19 protein-coding genes are annotated in these 23,555 nt (G+C 62.2%); 15 read left to right on the plus strand and 4 right to left on the minus strand.

Going from position 1 to position 23,555, the window contains the following annotated elements; genetic code table 11:
* Positions 1–28: 28 nt before the first annotated feature.
* On the plus strand, positions 29–841 hold the full coding sequence (locus AB0O87_RS07705) for a carbon-nitrogen hydrolase family protein (protein WP_363513674.1): 813 nt from the start codon (positions 29–31) through the stop codon (positions 839–841).
* Positions 842–844: 3 nt separating this feature from the next.
* On the opposite strand, the gene AB0O87_RS07710 is transcribed toward AB0O87_RS07705, so the two are convergent.
* Positions 845–2,047: an aminotransferase class I/II-fold pyridoxal phosphate-dependent enzyme gene (locus tag AB0O87_RS07710; protein WP_363513677.1), complete on the minus strand. Its 1,203-nt coding sequence runs from the start codon at positions 2,045–2,047 to the stop codon at positions 845–847.
* A gap of 98 nt (positions 2,048–2,145) precedes the next feature.
* On the opposite strand from AB0O87_RS07710, the gene AB0O87_RS07715 reads away from it, so the two are divergent.
* From AB0O87_RS07715 to AB0O87_RS07725, 3 genes are read left to right on the plus strand one after another with little or no spacing between them, the layout of a single operon-like run.
* A complete protein-coding gene (locus tag AB0O87_RS07715; RefSeq protein ID WP_363513680.1) occupies positions 2,146–3,609 on the plus strand; it encodes a trypsin-like peptidase domain-containing protein in 1,464 nt (487 codons plus the stop codon).
* Positions 3,610–3,655: 46 nt separating this feature from the next.
* The gene (locus AB0O87_RS07720) at positions 3,656–4,900 is read left to right on the plus strand and encodes a CDP-glycerol glycerophosphotransferase family protein (protein ID WP_363513683.1); all 1,245 of its coding nucleotides are present in this window, start codon (positions 3,656–3,658) and stop codon (positions 4,898–4,900) included.
* Positions 4,897–6,333 (plus strand): CDP-glycerol glycerophosphotransferase family protein, encoded by a 1,437-nt coding sequence (locus AB0O87_RS07725; protein WP_363513685.1) that lies wholly within the window; start codon positions 4,897–4,899, stop codon positions 6,331–6,333. Before AB0O87_RS07720 ends, AB0O87_RS07725 begins: the two co-directional genes overlap by 4 nt.
* Before the next feature lie 16 nt (positions 6,334–6,349).
* Here AB0O87_RS07725 and AB0O87_RS07730 read toward each other — a convergent pair whose 3' ends face one another.
* Positions 6,350–7,375, minus strand: a complete 1,026-nt coding sequence (locus AB0O87_RS07730; RefSeq protein WP_363516144.1) for a glycosyltransferase family 2 protein — start codon at positions 7,373–7,375, stop codon at positions 6,350–6,352.
* Positions 7,376–7,547: 172 nt separating this feature from the next.
* Between AB0O87_RS07730 and AB0O87_RS07735 the strand changes: the two genes are divergently transcribed.
* The 6 genes from AB0O87_RS07735 (at position 7,548) to AB0O87_RS07760 (ending at position 13,424) form a co-directional block, all read left to right on the plus strand.
* Positions 7,548–8,831 (plus strand): CDP-glycerol glycerophosphotransferase family protein, encoded by a 1,284-nt coding sequence (locus tag AB0O87_RS07735; RefSeq protein WP_363513688.1) that lies wholly within the window; start codon positions 7,548–7,550, stop codon positions 8,829–8,831.
* Positions 8,828–9,601: a biotin--[acetyl-CoA-carboxylase] ligase gene (locus AB0O87_RS07740; RefSeq protein WP_363513691.1), complete on the plus strand. Its 774-nt coding sequence runs from the start codon at positions 8,828–8,830 to the stop codon at positions 9,599–9,601. The genes AB0O87_RS07735 and AB0O87_RS07740 overlap by 4 nt, the downstream gene beginning before the upstream one ends.
* Positions 9,602–9,687: 86 nt before the next feature.
* The gene (locus AB0O87_RS07745; protein ID WP_363516147.1) at positions 9,688–10,191 is read left to right on the plus strand and encodes a PH domain-containing protein; all 504 of its coding nucleotides are present in this window, start codon (positions 9,688–9,690) and stop codon (positions 10,189–10,191) included.
* 81 nt (positions 10,192–10,272) lie between these two features.
* Positions 10,273–11,397: a 5-(carboxyamino)imidazole ribonucleotide synthase gene (locus tag AB0O87_RS07750; RefSeq protein ID WP_363513694.1), complete on the plus strand. Its 1,125-nt coding sequence runs from the start codon at positions 10,273–10,275 to the stop codon at positions 11,395–11,397.
* A gap of 114 nt (positions 11,398–11,511) precedes the next feature.
* Positions 11,512–11,979 (plus strand): 5-(carboxyamino)imidazole ribonucleotide mutase, encoded by a 468-nt coding sequence (gene purE, locus AB0O87_RS07755; RefSeq protein WP_363516150.1) that lies wholly within the window; start codon positions 11,512–11,514, stop codon positions 11,977–11,979.
* Complete coding sequence (locus AB0O87_RS07760; protein ID WP_363513697.1) at positions 11,976–13,424, plus strand: LCP family protein; 1,449 nt, start codon at positions 11,976–11,978, stop codon at positions 13,422–13,424. Before purE ends, AB0O87_RS07760 begins: the two co-directional genes overlap by 4 nt.
* 108 nt (positions 13,425–13,532) lie before the next feature.
* On the opposite strand, the gene AB0O87_RS07765 is transcribed toward AB0O87_RS07760, so the two are convergent.
* The gene (locus AB0O87_RS07765; protein ID WP_363513700.1) at positions 13,533–14,150 is read right to left on the minus strand and encodes an LPXTG cell wall anchor domain-containing protein; all 618 of its coding nucleotides are present in this window, start codon (positions 14,148–14,150) and stop codon (positions 13,533–13,535) included.
* Positions 14,151–14,313: 163 nt separating this feature from the next.
* Entirely contained in the window at positions 14,314–16,077 is a 1,764-nt protein-coding gene (locus tag AB0O87_RS07770) for a DUF4012 domain-containing protein (protein WP_363513703.1), read from the minus strand.
* A 121-nt stretch (positions 16,078–16,198) separates the two neighbouring features.
* Here AB0O87_RS07770 and AB0O87_RS07775 point away from each other — a divergent pair, with 121 nt between their 5' ends.
* The 5 genes from AB0O87_RS07775 to AB0O87_RS07795 all read left to right on the plus strand — a co-directional run bounded on the left by AB0O87_RS07775 (position 16,199) and on the right by AB0O87_RS07795 (position 23,550).
* Positions 16,199–17,272, plus strand: a complete 1,074-nt coding sequence (locus AB0O87_RS07775) for a glycosyltransferase (protein ID WP_363513705.1) — start codon at positions 16,199–16,201, stop codon at positions 17,270–17,272.
* A gap of 101 nt (positions 17,273–17,373) precedes the next feature.
* Positions 17,374–19,851, plus strand: coding sequence for a VCBS repeat-containing protein (locus tag AB0O87_RS07780; RefSeq protein WP_363513708.1), 2,478 nt, complete (start codon positions 17,374–17,376; stop codon positions 19,849–19,851).
* 89 nt (positions 19,852–19,940) lie between these two features.
* Positions 19,941–20,879 carry an ABC transporter permease gene (locus AB0O87_RS07785; protein WP_363513711.1) on the plus strand — a complete coding sequence of 313 codons (939 nt, stop codon included), beginning with the start codon at positions 19,941–19,943 and terminating at the stop codon, positions 20,877–20,879.
* A complete protein-coding gene (locus AB0O87_RS07790; RefSeq protein ID WP_363513714.1) occupies positions 20,876–21,613 on the plus strand; it encodes an ABC transporter ATP-binding protein in 738 nt (245 codons plus the stop codon). Before AB0O87_RS07785 ends, AB0O87_RS07790 begins: the two co-directional genes overlap by 4 nt.
* Positions 21,610–23,550, plus strand: coding sequence for a DUF6541 family protein (locus tag AB0O87_RS07795; RefSeq protein ID WP_363513717.1), 1,941 nt, complete (start codon positions 21,610–21,612; stop codon positions 23,548–23,550). Before AB0O87_RS07790 ends, AB0O87_RS07795 begins: the two co-directional genes overlap by 4 nt.
* The last annotated feature ends 5 nt before the right edge of the window (positions 23,551–23,555 follow it).

Consider the following 23,555-nt stretch of genomic DNA (forward strand, 5'->3'; position numbering starts at 1 on the left):
GGGCGTGTCGATGCGCGAAGATGAAGACATGCCTGACACCTCAGCCGTCCCTGTCGCCGTGTGCCAGTTCGCGCCTACGGCTTCTCGTGCAGAGAACCGCGAACGCATCGCAGAGTTGACCGCGGATGCGGCAGGCAGGGGAGCGAAGCTCATCGTGTTCCCTGAGTACTCCAGCTACTTCGTGAATCCAATGGATGAGACTCTCGCCGCGAATGCAGAAGAGCTCGACGGAGAGTTCGTAGAGACTCTCACATCGTTGGCGGCCGAGTACGCCGTCGTCATCGTGGCAGGGCTTGTCGAGCGGGCGTCTGATGACCACCGCGTGCGCAACACCGTCGTTGCTGTGCGGGGCGACGGCATCCTCGCCGTCTACCGCAAGCAGCACCTCTATGACGCTTTCGGGCAGACGGAGTCGGAGTGGATCGAGGCGGGTGATGTGGGACAGCCATCGACGTTTGACCTCGGCGGTCTGCGCTTCGGACTCATGACGTGCTACGACCTCCGCTTCCCGGAACTTGCCAGGACGCTCGTCGACGCCGAGGCCGACGCCCTCGTTGTGCCGGCCGAATGGGTGAAAGGTCCGTTGAAAGAACACCACTGGACGACGTTGCTCGCGGCGCGGGCAATTGAGAACACTGTCTACGTGGTCGCTGCCGACCACCCCACGCCGGTCGGGGTTGGCCACTCGCAGATTATTGATCCGCAGGGCGTCGTGCTTGCAGGCGTCGGCACCGCTCCTGGAATCGCGGTCGCTGTCGTTGAGCGCGCGGCCATTGAGCGAGTACGCGCGGCGAATCCGGCGTTGCGCATGCGGCGCTATGCGGTCGTTGCTCGCTCCTAAACCTCAGCGGGAGAACTGCGCAAGGCGCGCTGCGGCTTCTTGCAGCACTTCGATGCGTTTGCAGGCGGCGAATCGCACCAGCCCTGCGTACTCGTGTCGATGCGCGTGCGAGACGAAAGCGGTCAAAGGGATCGCCACGACACCGGCGCGTTCTGGGAGGCTGCGGCAGAAGGCGGCAGCATCGCTCCCGCCGAGCGCCGTCGCGTCTGCCACCGTGAAGTAGCCGCCCTGCGGGGTGTGCACGGTGAATCCAGCTGCACGCAGCCCGTCGCCGAGAATGGTGTGCTTCTCGGCGAGAGCGGCGGCGGCACCGGTGAAGTAGGAGTCGTCTAGACGGAGTCCTACAGCGATGGCGGGCTGGAAGGCCGATCCGTTGACGTAGGTGAGGTACTGCTTCACCGTGAGGACAGCGGTGATGAGGTCAGCAGGACCGTGCACCCAGCCGATTTTCCACCCGGTTGTCGAGAATGTCTTGCCCGCAGAAGAGATGGTCAGCGTGCGGTGGGCGGCACCAGGCAGGGCCGCGATCGGCGTGTGAGGCGAGTTGAACGCCAAATGTTCGTAGACCTCATCTGTCACGATTACGGCGTCGTGGCGCTCTGCAAGTCGAACGACCTCTTCGAGCACTTCGCGGCCAAATACCGCACCAGTGGGGTTATGCGGATCGTTGACAAGAATGATGCGCGTGCGATCAGTCACACTCGCCGCCAGCTGGTCGAGATCAGGTTGGAAGTGTGGAGCGCGTAGTGGCACGGTGCGAAGCGTGGCTCCTGCCAAAGCGACAGCCGCGGCATAGGAGTCGTAATACGGCTCGAACACCACCACCTCATCGTCTGGCCCATCGATCAGGGCCAGCAAAGTCGCGGTGAGTGCTTCTGTGGCACCCGCTGTCACGATCAGTTCGGTAGCGGGGTCGACCTCTAGCCCGTAGAAGCGGTGTTGGTGCGCGCTAATGGCATCGAGGAGGTCAGGAACACCGCGTCCTGGCGGATACTGATTCGCGCCGTGTGCGATTGCGCTGCGTGCGGCTTCCAACACCTCCGCCGGACCATCCTCATCGGGGAATCCCTGGCCGAGGTTAATCGCCCCGGTCCTCGCTGCTGCCGCAGACATCTCTGCGAAAATTGTGGGGGCGACGGTTCCGTCTGAAGCGAGCAGACCTGCACCAGCTGCTGTGCGCCGCCAGGCGCCGGGGATGACACTCATGAAGAACAGGCTAAGGCCATAGCTGAAACTCACCTTTGACATAAGAAACACACAGCTACAGGCCTCATTCTGAATATGTCGCCAAAGGAGCACACACCATGAACGAAGAGAACACCCAGAACCAGCCGGCACCGACGTCGAACGACGCACTGCCGCCCGCTGAGGGGCACGCTATTCCCACAAACTTTGCGTCGCAGGCGCCCGCCTCGCCGATGATCGCACCGGTGCCCTACGGCTACGCTGCTCCTGCCGCTGGAGCGGCGTCTGGAGCTGCCTTCGGCATTCCCACCGGCACGTCATACACGCAGCCGACCCAGCCCCTCGGCGACGCCGCGCTGGCTGGCGACGGCACAAAGACGAAAGAGCAGAAGCCGAGAAGCGGAACCAAGTTCGCCGCGTTCATCGTCGCGGCGGCTCTGGTGGGAGGCGTCGCAGGCTTCGGCGGCGGTGCACTCCTCAGCGGACTGCAGAATAATCCTTCCTCCGGCACCGCCGTGGGCCCGCAGACCGTCACCGTGAATAACCCCGGCTCGGTCAATGAGACCACTGCTGTTGCGACTGCCGCGTTGCCGTCTGTCGTTACCATCCAGGTCGCTGGCTCGACCGAGGGTGGTAGCGGCTCCGGCGTCATCATCAGCGAAGACGGATACGTGCTCACCAACACGCACGTCGTCACGCTGGGCGGCGCTGTCGCTGATCCCACAATTCGGGTCACGACCTCTGACGGACAGCTTTACGATGCCACCATCGTCGGCACCGACCCCATCTACGACCTCGCCGTGATCAAACTGACAGACGCGAGCGGACTCACACCAATGGAGTTCGCTGACTCATCGCAGCTGAACGTCGGCGACACGGCTGTGGCGCTCGGTGCCCCGCTGGGACTGGCGAACTCGGTGACCACCGGAATCGTCAGCGCACTGAACCGCAGTATTCAGATCGCGTCTTCCGCTCTGCCTGAGTCGTCATCAGATGACGCCCCAGAACAGCAGTCACCAGAAGATGGCCAGGGCCCGTACCAGTTCGACATCCCAGGCAACACCAACCAGCAGACCTCCGAGTCGATCTCCATCGCCGTCATTCAGACCGACGCCGCGATCAACCAGGGCAACTCCGGCGGCGCACTTGTGAACAGCAAGGGCGAACTGATCGGTATCAACGTGGCGATTGCCAGCTCGGGAAGCTCTGAAGAGTCTGGCTCGATCGGCATCGGCTTCTCGATCCCGTCGAACATCGCCCAGCGCGTATCGGAAGAGATCATCGCCGACGGCGCGGCCACCCACGGGCTCCTCGGCGCATCGGTGCAAGATGCCTCGAACGTCGAAGGCGCAACTGTCGCCGGCGCCTACATCGCTGATGTGAGCGCAGGTGGGGCCGCAGAGACAGGCGGCATCGAGAAGGGCGACGTCGTGACAGGGTTCAACGGCTTCCCGATCACGAGTGCCAGCGACCTCACCGCACAGGTGCGTGCCGCTGCGGCAGATAGCGACGCAGAAGTGACCTACGTCCGCGATGGCAAGACCTACGACATTGAAGTGACGCTCGGCGAACTCGCCAGCTAGCTCCCTCCGCACAAAGAAGGACGCCACCCCGCGATAGGCTCGCGGGGTGGCGTCCTTTTCTTTCGGCACCGGCAACGCGGCAAAGCTGCTCCGGATCCCGATGTATGCCGTCGGACGCATCGGTACATTCGTCATTCCGCGAAAACAGCGCTGGGTGTTCGGGTGCGGCGCGGGGATCGGCGATGGCGCTCTTGCCTTGCAGCGCTACGCGGCCGCACAGGGCCATGAAACTCTCTGGCTCACGAGCTCCGATCGCGAAGACCGCGAAGCGCGCGAGCACGGACTCCGCTTCGTCCGTAAGGGCGGTCTCCGCGGCTGGTGGGCGACGGCCCGCGCTGGCGTTCTGGTGGTGACCCACGGCCTCGGAGACGTGAACCGCTACGCCATCGGGGGAGCCTTCGTGGTCCAGCTCTGGCACGGTATCCCTTTGAAACGCATCGGCCTGGATTCTTCGGCGACGACGCAAGTGCCGCCCGTACCAGGGGCGGCGATACTCCGTCGTGTCGTGGGCATTTTGTATCGGGCCACAGCCCAACGCATCCAGGTGCTGCCCGCAGCATCTCATCGAGCGCGGGGTCGTCTGGAATCTGCCTTCGGCCTGGGCGACGGCCGTGTCGTCGTTACGGGAGAGCCGCGCGTCGATGTTCTCTCTGCGGAAACGGCGCGTTCTGACGCATCTGCGGTTCTGCAGAGCGTTGTCGGGGAGATCCCCGACGGGGCCAGAACGATTCTGTACGCCCCCACCTGGCGTGATGGTGCGGCAGACCCCGCCGTTCCTACCGCGATCCAGTGGGTGAATATCATTCGAGTTCTCGAAGAGAACAATGCGATTCTGTTCGTGCGCTCCCACCCTCTCGGCGAGGGCGGATATGCGCCACCTCTGCCAACCAAGCGAGTGCGTGCACTGGGATCACGAGTGCTCGCCGACGTGACACCAGCGCTCGCCGCGGTCGATGTGCTCGTCACCGACTATTCCTCGCTCGCCTACGACGTAGGTTTGCGGCGGATGCCCGTGCTTTTTCTCGCGCCGGATGCGGAGGAATATGCAGGCACTCGCGGGTTCTACGGTCGCTATGAAGACGTCGCACAAGACGAAGCGGCGACGGACTGGACGGTGTTACTCGAGCAGTTGAGTGCTCTGCTCTCCGACGATTCTGTGTGGGATCAAGCGTCGGCGCGTTCCGCTACGCTCAGCGCGGGAGTGCATCAGTTCAGAGACGGGCGCAACACGGAGCGCGTCTACCGGGTCATCCGAGCGCGGGGAATCTCCGCGCCGAAGGGAGCAGCATGACAACGGCTCGCATCGATGATGCAGCGCAGACGCTGGTCATTGCAGGCAACGGCCCACGGCCCCAATTCGCTGAGCTGGTGGGACCACGCGCACGCGTCGATGCGCGCATCACGGGTGGTGGAAAAACGTGGAAGGCTACCTTCCCGCTGGAGGCATCGCGGTGGGGCGGGCCCTCTCTTCCGCTGCCGGCGGGGGAGTACGCGCTGCACATCTCCGACATCGACCTCGGGGTGCTTCAGATTGATCCAGTGGTGTTGCGGGGAGTGCGAATCGCGGTTGATGGTGACGCCGTACGCATTGCCCCACCCATTGACCCGGTGTACGACACATCCGAGGGGCGTTCCACACTGGAGGAACGCTATGTGGCGCAGGCTGGTGGCACCGAAAACGCGGTCTTCTTCGAGAGCTTCTACGGACGAAGCGTGGGGTGCAATCCTCGGGCAATCGATCGCGAGCTCGCCGCCCGTGCTCCCGGCGTGCGGCGGTACTGGAGCGTCGCCGACCTCTCTGTCGAGGTGCCGGAGGGCGCCATCGCCGTGGTTGAGGGAAGCCCGCAGTGGTGGCATGCACGAGGAGCCGCCCGCCTTTTGGTGGTGAACGACTGGCTCCGCAGAAGGTTTGCCCGCAAACCAGGACAAAAGGTACTGCAGACCTGGCACGGCACACCGTTGAAAAGGCTGGCGCTTCATCGCCCGGGATTTGACCCTCGCCGGATGGCTGCGGTGGTGAAAGAGTCGCGTCGCTGGGATGTTTTGTTGGCACAGAACATGTATGCCGAACGCATTCTGCGCAAGGCATACGCATTTTTGGGGCGACCGATCTGGGTAGAGGGCTACCCCAGAAACGACGCGCTCACGAGTGGTGATTCCGCGGCGATCCGCGCAGACCTCGGAATCGCTCAGGGTGAGCGAGTGCTTCTTTACGCTCCGACCTGGCGCGACGACCTGGCCGAGATGGTCGACTTCATCGACGCCGAAAAACTCGCCCTCCAGGCCAATGCTGTGGTGCTAGTGCGTGGCCATTCCAGAACGCTGGAGCAGGGGCGTGATCGCGCAGGCGCGCGAGTCATTGATGTCACCGGATACCCGGAAACAGCCAAGTTGTTGCTCGCCGCCGATGCTCTGATCACCGACTACTCCTCGGTGATGTTCGACTTCAGCGTCACAGGCAAACCGATGTACTTCATGGTGCCCGACCTCGATCACTACCGCGGCCAGCTCAGAGGGTTCTATTTTGACCTCGCCGAGCGAGCGCCCGGACCACTGGTGCGCACCCAAGACGAACTCGTCGCGGCTCTGGATGATGCTGATCAGCGCGAGAAATACGCCGAACGCTATTCCGCATGGCGCAAACAGTTCAACTCACGCGACGATGGCCGCGCGGCAGAACGCGTCGTCGATCGCATCCTGGATCAAGGGTTCGTCACTCCATAGTGCAGACGAGGGCGCTTTAGGGGAGTGGCGTGTTGCGAGTGCCGAGTCGCGAAGCATCCACCGTGCCCCTCGCGCCGCGAAGCACGCCGCCGAGAAACCCGAGTCCCCAGGACAAGTGCATGGTGGGGAGCACAATCAGCGTCCACAACCGTTGCCGCACGCCACCGCCACCAGGGGCGAAGGCGACAGCAAAAACGAGCAGCAGGTAGAGCGCGAGCGGTGCATAAATCACGATCGATGCGACGAGCGAGAAAACCCCGCTGAGCACACCAGACAGTTGCAGGCCAGCCACGATCACTGCCATGGCGACAAGCAGCACGAGTGCGGGGGGCGCGAAGTAGCGAACGCCGTTGCTTCGTCCGAATCGGCGCACCAGCTCTCCACGCCATGCACCGGTGGCGCGGAACTGTCTGGCTAGTCTCAGCCAACTTTCTCTCGGCCAATAGGTCACCGAGAGGTCGGGATCGAACCAGACCCGGTGCCCCGCCTGACGGATGCGGAGGTTGAGTTCCCAGTCTTCACCGCGCCGGATGGTCTCATCGAACATGCCGACTTCTTCGACTACCTCGCGGCGCATCACACCGAGGTACGCGGACTCAGCCTCGCCTTCGTCAGTGCTGCCGTGGTAGGCCCCGCCGCCAAGACCAACAGGAGAGTTGTAAAGCCGAGCGACTGCCTTCTGGAAAGGAGCGCGCCCTTCGGCGCGCATCACGCCACCGACGTTTGCTGCGCCTGTGCGCTCCAGAGTCTGAAGCGCACGCTGTGCATATCCGGGGGAGAGCTCGGAATGAGCATCGACCCGCACGATCGTGGCGTACTGGCTTGCGCCGATAGCGGCGTTCAGACCAACCGGGATGTGGGCGGCTGGGTTGTCGACCAGCCGGATCCGGTCGTCGGTCGCGGCGAGCCGCTGTGCGAGTTCCGTCGTGCCGTCGGATGAGGGGCCTAAGGCGAGCACGAGCTCGGTGGGGACACCCACATCTTGGGCAAGCACCGACGCGACCGCGTGTTCGAGGTAGGTGCGTTCGTTCAGTACCGGCATCACGAAGGAGACCCCGGACAGGGGAGTGGAGAATTCGTCTGCTGGCACATGACGATCATGGCACGGTGTTATCGGACGTTGCCTGACCGAAAGACTGAAATCGCGCCGCGCGACATCTTGTGCGCCGTCGGTGGGCCCGAAGAGTTTGGCTCCGACGAACTATCCTGGAGGGATGGGTGCTGTGTCTGACGCGAAGAAGGCGTACCGTCTGTTGAAGCGGGCGCTTGCATCCCGCTCCGCCGTGCAGCGGGTACGGAGAAGGCTCGCCGAGCAGGAGCCGTACCCTGCTGATCACTTCAAAGTAGCGGTGTACTTCGCCGATGGTGCGGTGAACATGTACCAAATGCGTCAGTGGTACCGGCCACTTGCAGAACTCGCGAAGCGTTGGCCGGTTGTCGTGCTCTCCCGCCAGGCCACAGGAGCCGAGAAGCTCCTGGAAGAGGATGCACCGCCGGTGGTCTTTGTGCCGAAGATTCGCGACCTGGAACACTTCATCGCCACGCAAGACATCCGCATCGTGCTGTATGTGAATCAGAACACCCGAAACTTCCAGATGTTTCGTTATGGGCGCCGCTGGCATGTATTCATCAACCATGGCGAGTCCGACAAGATGTACATGACGACCAATCAGTACAAGGCATACGACTATGCGTTTGTCGCCGGTCAAGCAGCCAGGGACCGACTCTCTCGCACGCTCTGGGACTATGACGTCGACAACCGCACGATCGAGATTGGGCGGCCACAGGCCGACCACTACGCGGGAACGCTGCCGTACACACCAGACGAACGCACCGTTGTGCTCTATGCGCCGACCTGGGAAGGCGACAGGCCCAGTGCACACTACGGATCGATCGCCACGCACGGTGAGGCCCTCGTGACCCAGCTCCTCGCTTCCGGTACGCACCGCGTGATCTATCGGCCACACCCGCGAAGCGGAGTGGTAGACGACGCATACGGTGCGGCTCACCGCCGCATCATCAGCGCCATAAACACGGCGAATGCTGCCGATGCGAGCGCGCAGCATGTGTACGACAGTGCCCCAGAACTCGGCTGGCAGCTCACGGCGGCTGACGTTGCCATCGTCGACATTTCGGCGATGGTCTACGACCGCCTTGCAGCGGGCAAGCCGTTGATGATCACAAAGCCTGCAGACGAGCGTGCCTCGATCGATACGCAGGGCTACCTCGCCGATTGTGAATGGCTGACAGCACAAAACGCCAGCAACATCGTGGCGGAGGTTGAGCGAGTTCGCGCCGATGAAGCCGCGATTGCACGCTTGCGGATGTGGGTGCAGCACTATTTTGGCGACACCACAGCAGGCGTAGCCACGGAGAAGTTCCATGCGGCGGTTGACGGACTGATGCAGGAATGGGAGCAATGGCATGCCCACGAAATGGGGGCCATCCGTGAAGACGAAGACGACGACGACGAAGAAACCGACGACGAAGAAGTATGAACGCGGAGTTTCCACGCGCGAGCACTGCAACCCCGCGTCTTACTTTCATTGAGAGCACCGGTTCGACCAACGCTGACCTGCGAGCACACGCGGCAGACGAGGGGTGGCCGCACTTTGCTGCTCTGTTCACACGCGATCAAACTGCTGGGCGCGGACGCCTTGACCGTACGTGGGCAGCGCCGCGCGACTCTGCGCTCGCCATCTCTGTGCTGTTGCGGGAACTTCCATCGACGCCAACGGCGCGAGGGTGGATTCCTCTCGCCGCTGGGGCAGCCATGAGCGAGGCGATCGCTGCCCAACTGCCAGCGCATGACGTCGCAGTGAAGTGGCCCAATGACGTGTTGGTCGATGGGGGCAAGATCTGCGGGATCCTCGCTGAGGCGGCATCGGATGCAGTGATCGTGGGCTCCGGGGTCAACACAGCGATGACCGCTGAGCAACTTCCGATACCGACGGCGACCTCGTTCGCCGTGCTGGGGGTTCGCGTCGATGAAGACAGGCTCATCAGCGACTACCTCCACCTGCTGAATGGTCACCTTGCGGCGCTCATCGCCGTGGGAGACGCCAGAGACAGTGGCCTGCACAGCACTGTCACCGAGCGGTGCGCCACGCTGGGAAAGACGGTCACGGTATCGATGCCTGGCGGAGCAACCTTGCAAGGTGTGGCGTCATCGATCGACAGCGACGGTCGCCTCATCGTGCGGTCGGCGGGGCAAGAGCACGCAATTTCTGCCGGCGACGTCGTGCACGTGCGCCCTGCCGCAAGCTGACACGCCGAAGCGCAGACGGATTTGTCGTCAATCACGGGCACAATGGTGATGTGACCCAGCCTGTGACGCTCGGCGGACGGCCCATGATGCCGCCGCCAGGCACGCCCTCGGAGGAGTTGCTGATCGCGCGCTTTCGCAGTCACGCGCGTCGGCTGTTTTGGTCGGCCGTTGTGCTGATCGCTACCTTCGGGGCGACGGCCTACTTCTACGGCAACCTGCCGGCAGGTCTCGAGGACTGGATGCTTCTTGCGGCCGCTGGTGGGCTTGTGCTGGTGGCCGTCGTGATTCCATTTGTTATTTGGTTTTCACGAAGCACGACGGTCACGACGAGGCGAGTGATTTCGCGCCACGGCATCGGGGCGCAAAACCGTCGCGAGATGTCGCACGCTCGTGGATACACAATCGCCGTGCGACGCGGACCGCTGCAGCGCATCTGGGGTTCGGGCACGATCACGCTTTCGAACGGCGTCGACGGCCCACTGAGGCTACGAAACGTGCCGAACGTCACGCTTGTGCACGAGACGCTCGCGGATCAGATCGAGGTGGGCCAGATACTCGCTCACCGCGACGCTCAGGCAAGCGGCGACTAACCGCGACCTCGCTGTGGCCGATGCGGTCGTGGGCGTCCGCGTCCGTGCGGGAGAATGATTGCAGACGAATGGAGACGGCGAATGACGTTGCGTGTGGGCGTAATCGGTGGAGGACAGCTGGCTCGAATGATGATCGCCCCGGCGGTCGAACTCGGGCTTGACCTTCGCGTACTGGCAGAAGCGGAAGGTATGTCGGCGGCGCTCGCGGCGACCGCGACCGGCGACTACCGCGATCTGGAAACGGTGCGTGCGTTTGTTGCCGACGTCGATGTTGTCACCTTTGACCATGAGCATGTTCCGCAGGAGGTTCTGCGCGCGCTCGTCGCCGATGGTGTGTCTGTGCACCCCGGCCCTGATGCGCTGCAGTTCGCCCAAGACAAGATTGTGATGCGCAAACGCCTGACGGAGCTGGGTGTGCCGCAGCCGGAATGGGCGGCAGTGAGCACGCTCGCAGAATTGCAAGAGTTTCTCGATGCTCACACAGGCGCCGGCGTCGTGAAAACTCCGCGAGGCGGATACGACGGCAAGGGGGTGCGCGTCGTACGTTCTGCGGAAGAAGCACGGGATTGGCTCGACGCCCTCACCGATGGCGATGCTCTCTTGGTGGAAGAGTTGGTGCCATTTGTGCGGGAGCTTGCTCAGCAGGTCGCACGTCGTCCCAGCGGCGAAGTCGTCGCTTATCCAGTTGTCGAAACGGTGCAGCGCGATGGCGTTTGCGCTGAGGTCATTGCCCCCGCGCCCGGCGCTTCGGCGCGGCTCGTCGAAGTTGCGGAAGACATCGGTCGCACCATTGCTGAGGGACTCGGTGTGACGGGGATGCTTGCCGTTGAGCTGTTTGAAACCGACGACGAGCGCATTCTCGTGAACGAGCTCGCTATGCGCCCACACAACAGCGGGCACTGGAGCCAGGACGGCGCGGTGACCGGCCAGTTCGAACAACACCTGCGGGCGGTCGCTGACCTGCCGCTGGGAAGCACAGCGCCGCGCGCTCCGTGGTCTGTGATGGTGAACATTTTGGGGGGACCGGTCGATGGAACGCTGGAGTCGCGTTTCGGATCGGCGTTGGCTGCGCACCCGCAGGCAAAGGTCCACACCTACGGAAAGTCACCGCGCCCCGGACGCAAGGTGGGCCATGTCAACGTCGCATCTGACGATCTCGATGACGCCGTTTACGTCGCGCGCGCTGCTGCGGCACATTTCCTCTGACTCGGCGGAGGCGAACTTGGCGTGCCGTTCGAGGTTTCTCACAGCGGTAGACCGTAGCCTGATCTGGTGACTGAGCCACTGCACTCTTCTGCCGAGCCCCTGGTCGGCGTCGTAATGGGATCCGACTCCGACTGGCGTGTGATGAGCGACGCCTCTCAGGCGCTCTCCGATTTCGGTATTCCGCATGAGGTGGAAGTGGTCTCGGCGCACCGCACACCCGACAAGTTGATGTCGTACGCACGCGACGCGCGTTCTCGCGGTATCCGCGTCATCATTGCCGGTGCCGGGGGAGCAGCACACCTTCCTGGCATGTTGGCCTCGATGACGCCCCTGCCAGTGGTGGGGGTGCCGGTGCCTCTGGCTTACCTGGATGGCATGGATTCTCTGCTGTCGATTGTGCAGATGCCTGCCGGGATTCCTGTCGCCACTGTCTCCATTGGCGGAGCACGCAACGCTGGGCTCCTCGCCGCTCGTATTCTTGGCACGGCTGACGCTGCGCTTGCTGACCGGGTCGAGGCATACGCCAGCGAACTCGAGGCACAGGTCGAGGAGAAGAACGAACGGTTGAAGGCGTCGCTGTGACCCTTGCGCCTCCGCGCGCAACACAGCGCCCGCTCATAGAGACCCGGCCGCTACGGCACCCGAACTCCGCCGACGCTTCGACGATGGCGCGTCGCGGCTGGTGGCTCGTGGTGCTGAACCTGCTGGTGCCAGGATCGGCGCAGGTGCTCGCCGGCAACCGCAAACTCGGGCGCTTCGGACTCGGCGCTACTCTGCTCTCTTGGTTCCTCGCCGCCGTGGCGTTGGGGCTCGCGCTCTTCGCGCGTCCGGTGTTGCTGTGGATCACCATCGGCGGAGGCCTTTTTTCTGCGGCGATTCTGACTCTCGTGCAGATCCTGTTGGTCGGCTACGTCGTCTTGTGGGCCGTGCTTACTTTTGACGCTCTGCGGCTCGTTCGGCTCGTCAAAGTACGTGGGGCTTCACGGATCGCTATCCCGCTGGTGGCGCTGCTGCTGTTGGGGCTCGTCGGCGGCGGCGCAGGGTACGCCGCGACCGCTGTTGGCTCAGTGCGAAACACGTTGGGGTCGATTTTCGGCCAGAGTGGGCCAAGCGTCGAGCCGAGCGATGGGTACTACAACATCTTGCTGCTGGGCGCAGACAGTGGCGACGGTCGAGACTCGATGAGGTTCGACAGCATCTCCGTCGTTTCCGTGAACGCTGACACCGGGGCAATGACGATCACGGGTATTCCTCGTGAGCTTCCCAACGCGCCGTTCAGCGACGGAAGCCCGATGCAAGCGCTCTATCCAAACGGCTTTGAGGGGTACAGCTCTTCATCGTGTGGCTGGAACGGCTGGATGAATCACGTGCGAAACGCCGCCGAGGTGTGTCGGGAAGATCAAGGTTCGGCGCTCTACCCCGATGCCGCGAACAATGGTTCTGAACCCGGGATCGAGGCGACCAAAGAAGCGGCGGAAGGCGTCTTAGGGATCGAGATTCCGTACTACGTCTTCGTTGATATGCACGGTTTCGCTGAGCTGGTCGATGCGCTCGGCGGTGTAGAGATTAACGTCACAGAGCGACTCCCGAAGGGCGGTCCACCAGAGGGGTGGACCGGCACCGACGTAAATGAGTGGGCAATCGGCTGGATCGAGCCTGGCCTGCAGCGCATGGATGGCGACACGGCGCAGTGGTACGCCCGTTCGCGGTACACCACAAGCGACTGGGACCGGATGAAGCGGCAGCGTGAGCTGCAAGCGGCGATCCTTGCCCAGTTCACGCCGCAAACCGTGCTCACGCGCTTCAACGAAGTGGCCGCGGCCGGTACAGCGCTCATCAGCACCGATCTGCCCTCCAACAAGCTGCCGGAGTTCTTCGACCTAATGCTCAAGGCCAAGGAGCAGCCGGTGACATCGATCGAGCTGACGCCGGAGTTCGGGGTAGACGAGTACCAGCCGGACTACGACCACATCCACCAGATGATGCAGGAGTCGCTTCACCCGCCGACGGAGACGCCCGCTCCGTAGCCGGCGTTGCCCGTGAGGGTCCGATCAGCGGATACACCAAACGACGGTGATCGGAGGGGGAGAGATCACCGTCGTTCGGCCGGTCACCGCGCGGGCGGCAACCAGTTCTTAGGTGCGCTTGCGGCGCGATGCCCCGGCGGCGACCAATGCTCCACCCGCCATCAGTGCTCCAGCGCCACCAGCAAGCAGCCACGGCGAAACGTCTCCGCCAGTGAGTGCGAGCTCAAATCCCCCGTCGGTCGACGTGCCACCGTCAGTCAGCGGCATTTCTGAACCGGACGTCGCAACGCCAGGGTCGACCTCGCAGCTAGTGCCGCCTTCGCGGCCGTTGGAGACCGTGATCAGAGCGGTGTATGAGCGAGAGCCGTTGAATGCAATCGAGTACGTGCCGTCGCCATCAGACGGCGGTCGGAAGGTCAATGTCATGCTGCCGTCAGCAGCAGCGACATTGCCCGAGATCGCAGATCGTCCGGCGTTGTACCCAGATACGGAGACGTTGACGTCTTCGGAGGACAGGAAGTATCCCTTTCCGAAGACAACCGTCGAGACCGCGCAGATGTCGATAATCGGGTCGCCAACCTTGACGCCAGGAGGCGTCGCGTATGAGTCAGTCGCATACAAGTTGGACGACGTGGTCGGCACCAATGGTGCCGCGGTAGCGACCGCAGGTGCGGCGAACACAAGTGCGCCAGCGGTCAGGCCGATAGCGGCCAATTTTTTCAGCATGATTCATCCCCAGAATGTCACGCGGAATCGCCTCCAGACACACCCCTGCGTCTGACTGCGTGAAGCCTCTTGCCCCCACGGCAAGTTGCAGACTTCAGATATTCCCCAGTGATTTGACTCTAACCCATCTGGGGTCGAAAGGGTCTTTATTTAATGACGAAAGTCACGAAGTGCATTGCAGCGGCTCTTGTGTGATCTCCGGCGCGGCCACCAGCGGTGTGTGCAGGACTTCGGTGAGGCGATTGCCGGCTTCGCCGCCCTCAAAGTTGATCGTGATCGTCGTTGACTCGCCAGGCGCGAGCGATACTTCGTGCTGCACGACGACGCGATCGCCGAGCAACGTGGTTTGCACGCCCTCTTCCGCGCCGTCCCTGTCGATGGAGGCAGGTGTCGCGCCCTCAGGGCCGTAGATTCCGATGAGGGTGCGCACGGTCCCCGCTGGCACGCCGTACACACCGTCGCCCGTCACATACGCGGGGAGTGAAGTAGCTGCGTCCGCAGGTGCCGTGTTCGTCCACGTCACCTGCACATGTGTCGTCGGTGAGCCACTACAGTTCCCCATGGCAGTCGTGATCGATGCTCTGGTGTAGTAGTCCATCTTTCCGCCGGTGGTGTCATTCATCAGCACCCCTACATAGGTGGCGTCGTCGCTGTCTGCGGGGATCGCTCCGCCCAGGGCCGATGAAGCCAGCAACTCCTGCTCATCCTCGTGGGCGCTCCAGATGCGCACCCTGCCCTCTGCCGCCGACTTAGCCAGTGCTCCCACCATCGCCTGCGGGTCAGCCCCCGACATTGCGGCAGAGAAAAGGACGCTGGCGGCCTTCGCGAAGATCTGATCTTGTACGGCAGGATCCGGCACGGCCGCATAGATCTCTGACAAGAGGATGTCGGTGACGTTGTCTGCTGACGCCGTGAAAGGACCGAAGGCCAGATCCCCGGTCGCAGCCATCAAGTTCTCCGCGACAACCGCATCCACGGCGATCACGCCGTCAACCGTGCCGCCGAAGCGCCCTTCCCATCGAGCGGCGATCGTCGCGCCGGCCTCGGTGAAGTCCGGGATGCTGGTGATGTTCTGCAGGTATCGCCCTGGGCGGTCATCGAAGAGCGCGATCGTGGAGTCACTGAGTGGCAGCGCGGTATCTAGCGGAGGGAAGTCCCTTGTGGAGGCTTGAGTTTGCAGACTGATTTTGCCGTTGTCAGCGCGGAGTAGAGCGATAGAACCGATGATGCCGCCGGACGAGCGCAGCTCTGCGTTGTTTTGCATGGCAAGCACATAGGTGCGGGGCCCCTCGCCGCCGAGCATCGTGGGCAGCAGCACGGCGGCACCGTGGAGCGAACCCACAACGGTGGCAGCCTCCGTTACCGCAGAGCGCATCTGACCGATCGCTTCCGCCAGCGGGGGGAGGGTTGCGTCCGCATCGATCTGACGCACTTCGCTCTGGGCGGTGCTGAGCGCGGTGTTGGCAACGCCAAGGGGCTCTGCGATCTCGGCAAAAGGGGCGAGGTCAATAGCGCCACCCGAAAAACCCAGGCTGGCGAGGTCGAAGTCTGCCGCGACTTCAAGCAGAGGAGTGAGGGCATCTGTCGAGACGTTGTCGGCTATTTCGGCGATCTCCCCGACAGCACGAAAGTTGGGGCCGAGCCACGGGATGGCGCCGAAGGCCTGCCAGATAGGGTCTGACGTCAGGTCGTGGGCGGATGCAGCATTCGCGGCTATGCGTGCGGCAATAGGCGTCGCGCTTTCGAGGTCTCCCGCACTGATTGTCGTCTTGAGTTGCGTCGCGCCGTCGGCCACTTTTTGGAGCTCGTTGACCGCCCCAATTCCGCGCACAGACACCCAGCCGAGTGCCAAGAGAAGAATGGACAGCAAGATGCCGACGGCCCAGCCGATCCATCGGCGCCGAACGGGAAGTCGACCATCGCTCACTCGTGCATTCAAGCATGAACGTCCCGTTTCGTGCTGGCCTCGTCGGCACGAGAGGCGACAATCGAGAGCCTGAACGGCGCGCTCAGCAGGCAAGATGCCGCTGTCGGGTTAGCCTGATCGCATGAGTGCTCGACTGCGTATTGTGCTGGATCAGGTCGCGCATACTGTCGACGCCGATCAGTCCGCAGCGTCGATGAGTCTTGCCGCTGGACTTGTCGCCACGGCGCCCTCCGGCTGCGCTGTTGATGCGATTGTGCCTGCGGGTGGGTCTGTGACGCTTGCCGGAATTAAAGATGTTCGTGTTCTCGGACTCGCGCGCCGCGAGCTCGCGACTTCTTGGCAGCTCGGCGTTACCGCAGGTGTCGGGAAGGGCATGATTCATGCGCCCACACTCATGGCGCCGCTTGTGCGCCACGACCGAGTGCATGAAAACCACCAGATCACCGCGACGGTATGGGATTTGCGGGCGTGGGAAGCGCCTGAGCTGCTGCCAAAGAATGTCGTGGCATGGCAGCGTGCAATGCTCAAACGCGCCGCAAAGCACGCCGATGCTGTGGTGGTTCCCTCGCATGCTGTTGCACGAAGCTTGGCCGAGGTGGCGCGGATCGGAGATCGCGTTCGGGTCATTGCGGGCGCAGCGCCTCAGGGGTTCACTATTCCTCCCCATGCCGCGGAGCTCCGCGCAGCGTTGTCACTCCCCGAAGAGTACGTGGTGCTCACCGGGCCCCTCGAGAGCCTGACAGAAGGATTCCGCGGCGTGGTCGCTGCCGGTCTTGATGCGGTGGTGCTCGATGCTCCTGAAGGCTCCGAACCTCGTCATGCCGAGGTGGCCTCTGCCGCTGGGCTCCCGGAGCGACGGGTCCATGTGCGGGGTTATTTGACAGAAGAAGAGCGCGCAGCAGTGCTTGCCGGCTCCTCTGCCTTTGTCGCGACCAGCGCGATAGCCGGATGGCCGTGGCGAGCCGTCGAAGCGATGGCGCTGGGTATTCCGGTAGTCGCGCTCAATACGGGATCCCATCAAGATGTGATCGCCGATGGCGGTTTGCTTGTGGCGAGCGAGTCGATAGCTGAAGCGATCGTCGATGCGGTCGGCGGAGCAGCAGATCGGCTGGGAGTGTTGGCTGCTGACCGCTCGAGGGCCTTCTCCTGGGCCAGTTCCGCCGAGCGGGTGTGGGCCCTGCACGCAGATCTTTGACTCTCTGAGAGCCACCTGCGCATAACGGCGACACGCCGGAATCTTGTGGCGTAATTTTCGTAACAGTGGCATCATCGCGCAACTTCCGTCACACTAGTCACATGTCTCGACGTGCCCCACGCTCGCGAAACATCTTGAGGACCTCCCGACTCCTCACATGTTTCCTCGCTGCCTCCGCTCTGGTGATCGGCACGGTGGTCCCCGCCACCGCTGCTCAAGCATCCATTGCTTCGACCGTTTCCAGTGCTGCGAGCGCGTCCAGCGCTGTCGCTGACCCAGCTTCGACAGACATCGCGAAGAGCACGCTCGTCGGCTTCAATGCCGGGAACATCATCAGCGATGCCGTGTTCACCAACGAGAACACGATGACCGAGGCTCAGATTCAGAGCTTCTTCAACAGCAAGGTCTCCAACTGCCTTGGCGGTCGAGACGAGAACAATGAGCCGATCGTCTGCATCAAGGACTTCAAGATGACGACGGTCACGCGGCCAGCAGACGCCTACTGCAAGGGGTACACCGGCGCAGCGAACGAGTCGGCGGCGCGCATCATCTACCGTGTCGCGCAGGCATGCGACATCAACCCGCAGGTGCTGATCGTTATGCTCCAGAAGGAGCAGGGCTTGGTTACGCACACGTGGCCAAGCGCGTGGCGCTACCGGATCGCGCTGGGTCAGGGGTGCCCTGATACTGCTCCGTGCGACCCGAACTACATCGGCTTCTTCCACCAGATCTATGGCGCAGCGCGTCAGATGCAGATCTACATGGAGGGCAAGTGGTTCCAGTGGTACGCGCCTGGTAATACCTGGAACATTCTCTACAACCCGAACTCTGCGTGTGGAACGTCGCGGGTCTACATCGCCAACAAGGCGACCGCCGCGCTGTACTACTACACGCCTTACCAGCCGAACGCAGCAGCGCTCCGTGCAGGGTACGGGTTGGGTGATGGATGCTCCGCGTACGGCAACCGCAACTTCTATAACTACTTCACGGACTGGTTTGGCTCGACTCAGAGCTCGCAACCTGCGGTAGCTCCACCGACGTTGAAATCCGTCGACACCGTCAACTACATTGTCGCGGCTGACAAGGCAGGGACAGTCTGGGGATACCCCTACTCGAAGAAGGTGTGGGGGACGAAAGTTGAACTCGCGTCTGGCGTCGATGGTGTCACCGACACGATTGATCTCGGAGATTTTGACGGCGATGGCGATCGGGACTTTATGGTCCTTGATGCAAATAGAAACGTTCAGGTCCTGCGGAGCGATGGTGGCACGAAGTTGGACGCGCCTGAGCCAGCTCCTGGTGACTGGAGCGGCGTGACTGATGTCTTCGCTGCGGGAGATTTCGACGGCGATGGCGTCGTTGATGTCTTCACAACAAGTGCAGACGGCACACTCTTCCTGCGGGCTGGAACAGGGTTCGGGGGTTTCCGAGCTCCGGTGCGTGTCGGCAGCGGATGGCACAAGATGAGCCAGGTTAGCGGTGGCCTGGATATGAATGGCGACAGCAAGCCTGATCTCGTCGCGCGGAACGCTGCTGGCTACCTCTATCTCTACACCAGTGACGGTCGTGGCGGATGGGGATCGAAGATCCTGATGGGACATGGCTGGGAAGGAATGACGGGCATCTTCGGTGCTGGTGACTTTGACGGCGATGGAAAGAGTGACCTCTTCGCGCACCGCGCCGACGGCAAGCTCCTGCTTTACCGCGGTATCGGTGGCGGCAAGGTAACTGGTGCCGGCACGGTAGGAAGCGGCTGGGCGACAATGGCTAGCAAGACCGCCGTCGGTACGGCAGTCGCTGCACCCCGCACCTTCCCCGGCGGGTTCGGCAACGTGGACGCCATCGCGGGAAATGATGTGGTCGCGACCACAAAGTCTGGAGAGGCTTACATCTATGGCGGGAACGGCGCCGGAAAGTGGGGTACGCGATCGACAATCGGCTCGAATTGGGGTGCGGACGACCTGGTCACTCCGTTGGGCGATTTCAACCGCGATGGATATTCAGATTTCGGTCGGATCGACGCGCAGGGATTCTTCCAGTTCTACGCGGGCAAGCCCGGTGGTGGCTTTGCGGATCCAATCAAGATCGGTCATGGGTGGGAGATCTTCGACCGAGCTATTGGCGGGCTTGACTTTGACGGTGACCGCATAACCGACCTGCTAGTGACCACCTCAGACGGAACCATGCATCTCTATCGGGGCAACGGCCAAGGCGGTTGGATCACCGGGGGAGGCGCGCAGATCAGCCACGGTTGGACGATCGCGGACGACGTCTTCTACGCGGGTGACTTTGACGGCGATGGGAGAGGCGATCTACTCGCCCGTCTTACCGACGGAACTCTCCGCTCGTATCCTCTGACGGGCAACAGCTCTTTCGCTACAGCGTCTCAGTTGGGGCATGGTTGGGATATTTTCGACTCGGTGCTGAGCCCCGGAGATTTCGACGGCGACGGTAAGAGTGACCTTCTCGCTATCGCTCCGGATGGATTGATGTACCTGTACGCCGGACTGGGCAACGGCAAGATGCAATCTCGAGTGAAGATCGGCAGCGGTTGGAACATCATGGCGTCAGTCGGCTAACGTTTGACCTCTGCTCGCGTGGAGGGTCCGTCGAATAGACTGGGCCTTTCCTCGGCGAGTAGCATCGCCGATCATGAGTGAGTGGGCCTGTGACTGATACCCGAGATCTTTTCGCCGCCGTCCCGCGTTCCGACTTCGAGACCCCTGGAAAAAGCCGGGGACTAATCGATGTTGTGCGCTGGCGCTACCTGTTGAACCTTCTGGTGCGCACGGGCGTCACGACGCGCTACCGCAACTCGATACTGGGCTGGACCTGGTCTTACGTTCGACCGGCAGCCCAGTTCCTTGTGTTCTGGATAGTCCTTGGTATCTTCATGGACCTCGACAGGGGGTTGCCGAATTACGCGGTCTACCTGTTCTCCGGAATCGTGATGATCAACCTCTTCTCAGAGGGCTTCAAGAACGCAACGACATCGATTGTCGGAAATGCTCCGCTCGTGCGCAAGGTGTTTCTGCCGCGCCAGCTGTTTGCTGTTTCCGCCGTCGTCGTGGCGTTCGTGCACTTTCTCCCGCAGGTCGGGCTGTTGCTGATCGTCTGTTTGCTGATGGGCTGGATCACACACATATCGGTCCTCTCCATCCTCGCGATCCTTGCCGGGATGATCATCGTGATGATTTTCAGTCTCGGGCTGGGGCTCTTCTTCGGCGCTGTGAACGTGCGCTTCCGGGACGCAGAGAACATCGTCGAGCTGATGCTGCTCCTGGCAACGTGGGCTTCACCTGTGCTTTACGGCTGGACACAGGTGCAAGACGCCGTAGTGGACCGCCTCGGTTGGCCGCAATGGATCGTCGACCTCTACATGCTCAACCCGATTACCCAGAGTGTCGAACTCTTTCACTTCGCTTTCTGGCGGCCTGCGACCGAAGGCATGGTCTCTGCGTCGAACTACGTCGGTCAAACGATGATCGACGTGCCTCCGGACTTGGCATGGAACACCCTGTGGACCTTCCTGATCGCCGTTGTCACGCTTCTGTTCGGACAGTTCGTTTTCCGCCGTCTTGAGGGAAGGTTCGCGCAAGACCTATGAGCGAGCAAACAGTAGTCAAGCCCAGCATCATCATCGACGGCGTGAAAAAGCGGTTCACGCTCAATCATGCTTTCTCTCTGAAAGACACCGTCGTCGCGTGGATCAAGCGACGCAAACTTACGAGCGAGTTTGAAGCGCTCAAAGGCATTGACGTGTCTATCGGTGAGGGCGAGTCTGTTGCCATTCTTGGTTTCAACGGCTCTGGCAAATCGACATTGCTCAAGCTCATCTCTGGCGTCATGGAGCCAGACGACGGCCAAGTTCTTACCCGGGGGAGGGTCGCTGGGCTGATCGAAGTGGGAGCCGGGTTCCATCCTGAGCTCTCCGGACGCGAGAACGTCTTCCTCAACGCGGCGATCTTGGGTATGAAGAAGCACGAAATCGAGGCACGCTACGACGAGATCGTCGCCTTCAGCGAGATCGAGCAGTTCATCGACCAGGAGGTCAAGCACTACTCCTCCGGAATGTTCATGCGGTTGGCCTTCTCTGTGGCGATCCATGTGGAGCTCGACGTACTGCTCGTCGACGAGATCCTTTCCGTTGGTGACGCGCCTTTCCGTGAAAAATGCCGCCTGAAGTTCGAAGAGCTCATCGCCGAGGGGAAGACCCTCGTCGTCGTGAGTCACGACATGGAGATGGTGCGTGAACTCTGCGTTCGGGGCATCGTGATCAACAAGGGCGAGGTTGTTTACGACGGTGAGGTCGAAGGAGCGATCGCCCTGGTGGACGCATGACTCTCGAGTGGGTGGCCGCACTGCCGGCACTTCTCGTTGCTGTTCTTCTCGTTTTTCTTCCGGGGATGGCGGCGCTGTTCGGCGTCGGGTTGAGGGGACTATCGCTGGCCGCGTTCGCGCCGGCGATGAGCGTCGCTATGATCACCGTCTCGGGTCTGCTGCTCGGTGCACTGCACGTGCCTTGGACAGCAATGTCCCTGACACTTGTTCTTGTCGCCCTCGCAGGTCTGGCATGGCTCGTCGGCTGGCTCGTGATGCGGGTAGCCTCGACTACCGATACAGCCGAGACGCTGCGTTGGCTCCTTCCGGTCACCATAGTCGTGGGTGTTGCCTTCGGAGTGTGGCGTCTCGCGACGTATATTCACGACCCTGCCGGAATCTCCCAGACGAATGACGCCGTCTTCCATTTGAACGCTGTGCGGTACATCCTGGAGACTCAGGATGCGTCCGTCCTTCATGTCAGCGGCGTCATCGGTGCATCTAGTTTTTATCCGGCAGCTTGGCATGCGATTGTGTCGGCTGTCGTCTTGCTTAGCGGTGTAGAGATCGCTGTAGCGGCAAACGTGTTGACACTCGTTATCGGCGCTGGGGTTTGGACGCTGGGTATTGCCTGGCTCGCCCGAGTGGCCACAGGGTCGTCTACGATCGCCGGATACGCGGCACTTTTCGCAGCGTCGTTGCAGACATTCCCGCTCTTGATGTTCCAGTGGGGGGTTCTTTACCCGAATGCGCTTTCGACGGCGCTTATTCCGGCCGGCGTTGCTGTCGTGATGTCGCTACCTCGGTGGCTATCTCGCAGCCGACCAGTTCGAAGCGCCATCCTTGGCACCTTACTTGTCGGAGTCGCCTTGGGGGCGCTCCTTCTCGCACAGCCCGCCGCAGCCCTTCCTTGGGGGCTCCTGAGCGCCGTGTGGTTTGCGTTTTGGATCGTCAGGCGGGGCCGGCCGCGACCGTTGGCGGCTCGTCTGGGGCTCGCCGCCCTACCGCTCCTGGTGCTTATCCCGATGTGGACCTACTTCTCGGGCGGGACCAGCGGTTCGCATTGGCCACCGTTTCGCAACAAGGCCGAAGTGTGGTTAGACATTCTGTTCAACGGACAGATGGGGATTCCTGCGGCGATTGGCGTGAGCGTTTTCATGCTGGTCGGTCTCGTCATTGCCGCGCGCAATCGCGATCAGCAGTGGATCGTTGGCGGTTGGCTAGGTCTTTCCGCACTTTACGTGCTGGTCGCTGCTGTCGGCGCGCCGATCGTCCGAGACGGACTACTTGCTGCCTGGTACGCCGACCCCTACCGACTCGCTTCGCTCGCGCCGATCGCGGTAGTGCCGCTCGCAGCGATTGGCTTCAACGCCGTTGTGCAAGCGGTCGCACAGAAAGCTTCGCGTGAGGTAGGTACTGCGCATCGGGACCGAGTACGCCTCGTCGGGAGCGCCGTTGCTGCGGTGGGCATGATTGTTTTGATCATGCTTCGTCCTGTGGCGATGCCGCTCTTCCTCGACGGTACATTTGACCCTCAGTCGCGATACATCGCTGACTCAGACAGTTATCTCGACCCTGATGAGCGTCTCTTGCTGGAGTCGCTCACCGATTACGTTCCCGAGGGGGAACGAGTTATCGCCAATCCCTCGACGGGTTCCGGGTTCGGATACATGCTCAGCGGTTACGACGTATACCCGCGCACTTGGTCTCCACCGAACTCTGATGAGTGGGACATCCTTGCTCAAAACCTCAGGGATGCTGCGAGCGACCCTGAGGTGTGCGCGGCGCTGGGAGCATTCGAAGACCCGGAATACGTGCTCGACTTCGGACCGGGAGAAGACCGCCCTGGTCGTTGGCTTATGCCGGGAATGACTGACTTCGAAGGGCAGCCGGGGTTCGAGCTTGTCACGAGCGTCGGCGACGCGTCCTTGTGGCGGATCACGGCATGCGCTTTCTGAGCGTG

The sequence above is a fragment of the Microbacterium sp. NPDC076768 genome (genome assembly GCF_040687205.1).
Lineage (GTDB): Bacteria > Actinomycetota > Actinomycetes > Actinomycetales > Microbacteriaceae > Microbacterium.

Excerpts from the sequence above, each read along its gene's own strand:
- AB0O87_RS07780 (WP_363513708.1), top strand. The coding sequence starts at position 17,374 with ATGTCTCGACGTGCCCCACGCTCGCGAAACATCTTGAGGACCTCCCGA.
- AB0O87_RS07725 (WP_363513685.1), top strand. The coding sequence starts at position 4,897 with ATGACAACGGCTCGCATCGATGATGCAGCGCAGACGCTGGTCATTGCA.
- AB0O87_RS07740 (WP_363513691.1), top strand. The coding sequence starts at position 8,828 with ATGAACGCGGAGTTTCCACGCGCGAGCACTGCAACCCCGCGTCTTACT.
- AB0O87_RS07750 (WP_363513694.1), top strand. The coding sequence starts at position 10,273 with ATGACGTTGCGTGTGGGCGTAATCGGTGGAGGACAGCTGGCTCGAATG.
- AB0O87_RS07730 (WP_363516144.1), bottom strand. The coding sequence starts at position 7,375 with ATGCCGGTACTGAACGAACGCACCTACCTCGAACACGCGGTCGCGTCG.
- AB0O87_RS07735 (WP_363513688.1), top strand. The coding sequence starts at position 7,548 with ATGGGTGCTGTGTCTGACGCGAAGAAGGCGTACCGTCTGTTGAAGCGG.
- AB0O87_RS07765 (WP_363513700.1), bottom strand. The coding sequence starts at position 14,150 with ATGCTGAAAAAATTGGCCGCTATCGGCCTGACCGCTGGCGCACTTGTG.
- AB0O87_RS07715 (WP_363513680.1), top strand. The coding sequence starts at position 2,146 with ATGAACGAAGAGAACACCCAGAACCAGCCGGCACCGACGTCGAACGAC.
- AB0O87_RS07710 (WP_363513677.1), bottom strand. The coding sequence starts at position 2,047 with ATGAGTGTCATCCCCGGCGCCTGGCGGCGCACAGCAGCTGGTGCAGGT.
- AB0O87_RS07795 (WP_363513717.1), top strand. The coding sequence starts at position 21,610 with ATGACTCTCGAGTGGGTGGCCGCACTGCCGGCACTTCTCGTTGCTGTT.
- AB0O87_RS07745 (WP_363516147.1), top strand. The coding sequence starts at position 9,688 with ATGCCGCCGCCAGGCACGCCCTCGGAGGAGTTGCTGATCGCGCGCTTT.
- AB0O87_RS07775 (WP_363513705.1), top strand. The coding sequence starts at position 16,199 with ATGAGTGCTCGACTGCGTATTGTGCTGGATCAGGTCGCGCATACTGTC.
- AB0O87_RS07705 (WP_363513674.1), top strand. The coding sequence starts at position 29 with ATGCCTGACACCTCAGCCGTCCCTGTCGCCGTGTGCCAGTTCGCGCCT.
- purE (WP_363516150.1), top strand. The coding sequence starts at position 11,512 with ATGGGATCCGACTCCGACTGGCGTGTGATGAGCGACGCCTCTCAGGCG.
- AB0O87_RS07790 (WP_363513714.1), top strand. The coding sequence starts at position 20,876 with ATGAGCGAGCAAACAGTAGTCAAGCCCAGCATCATCATCGACGGCGTG.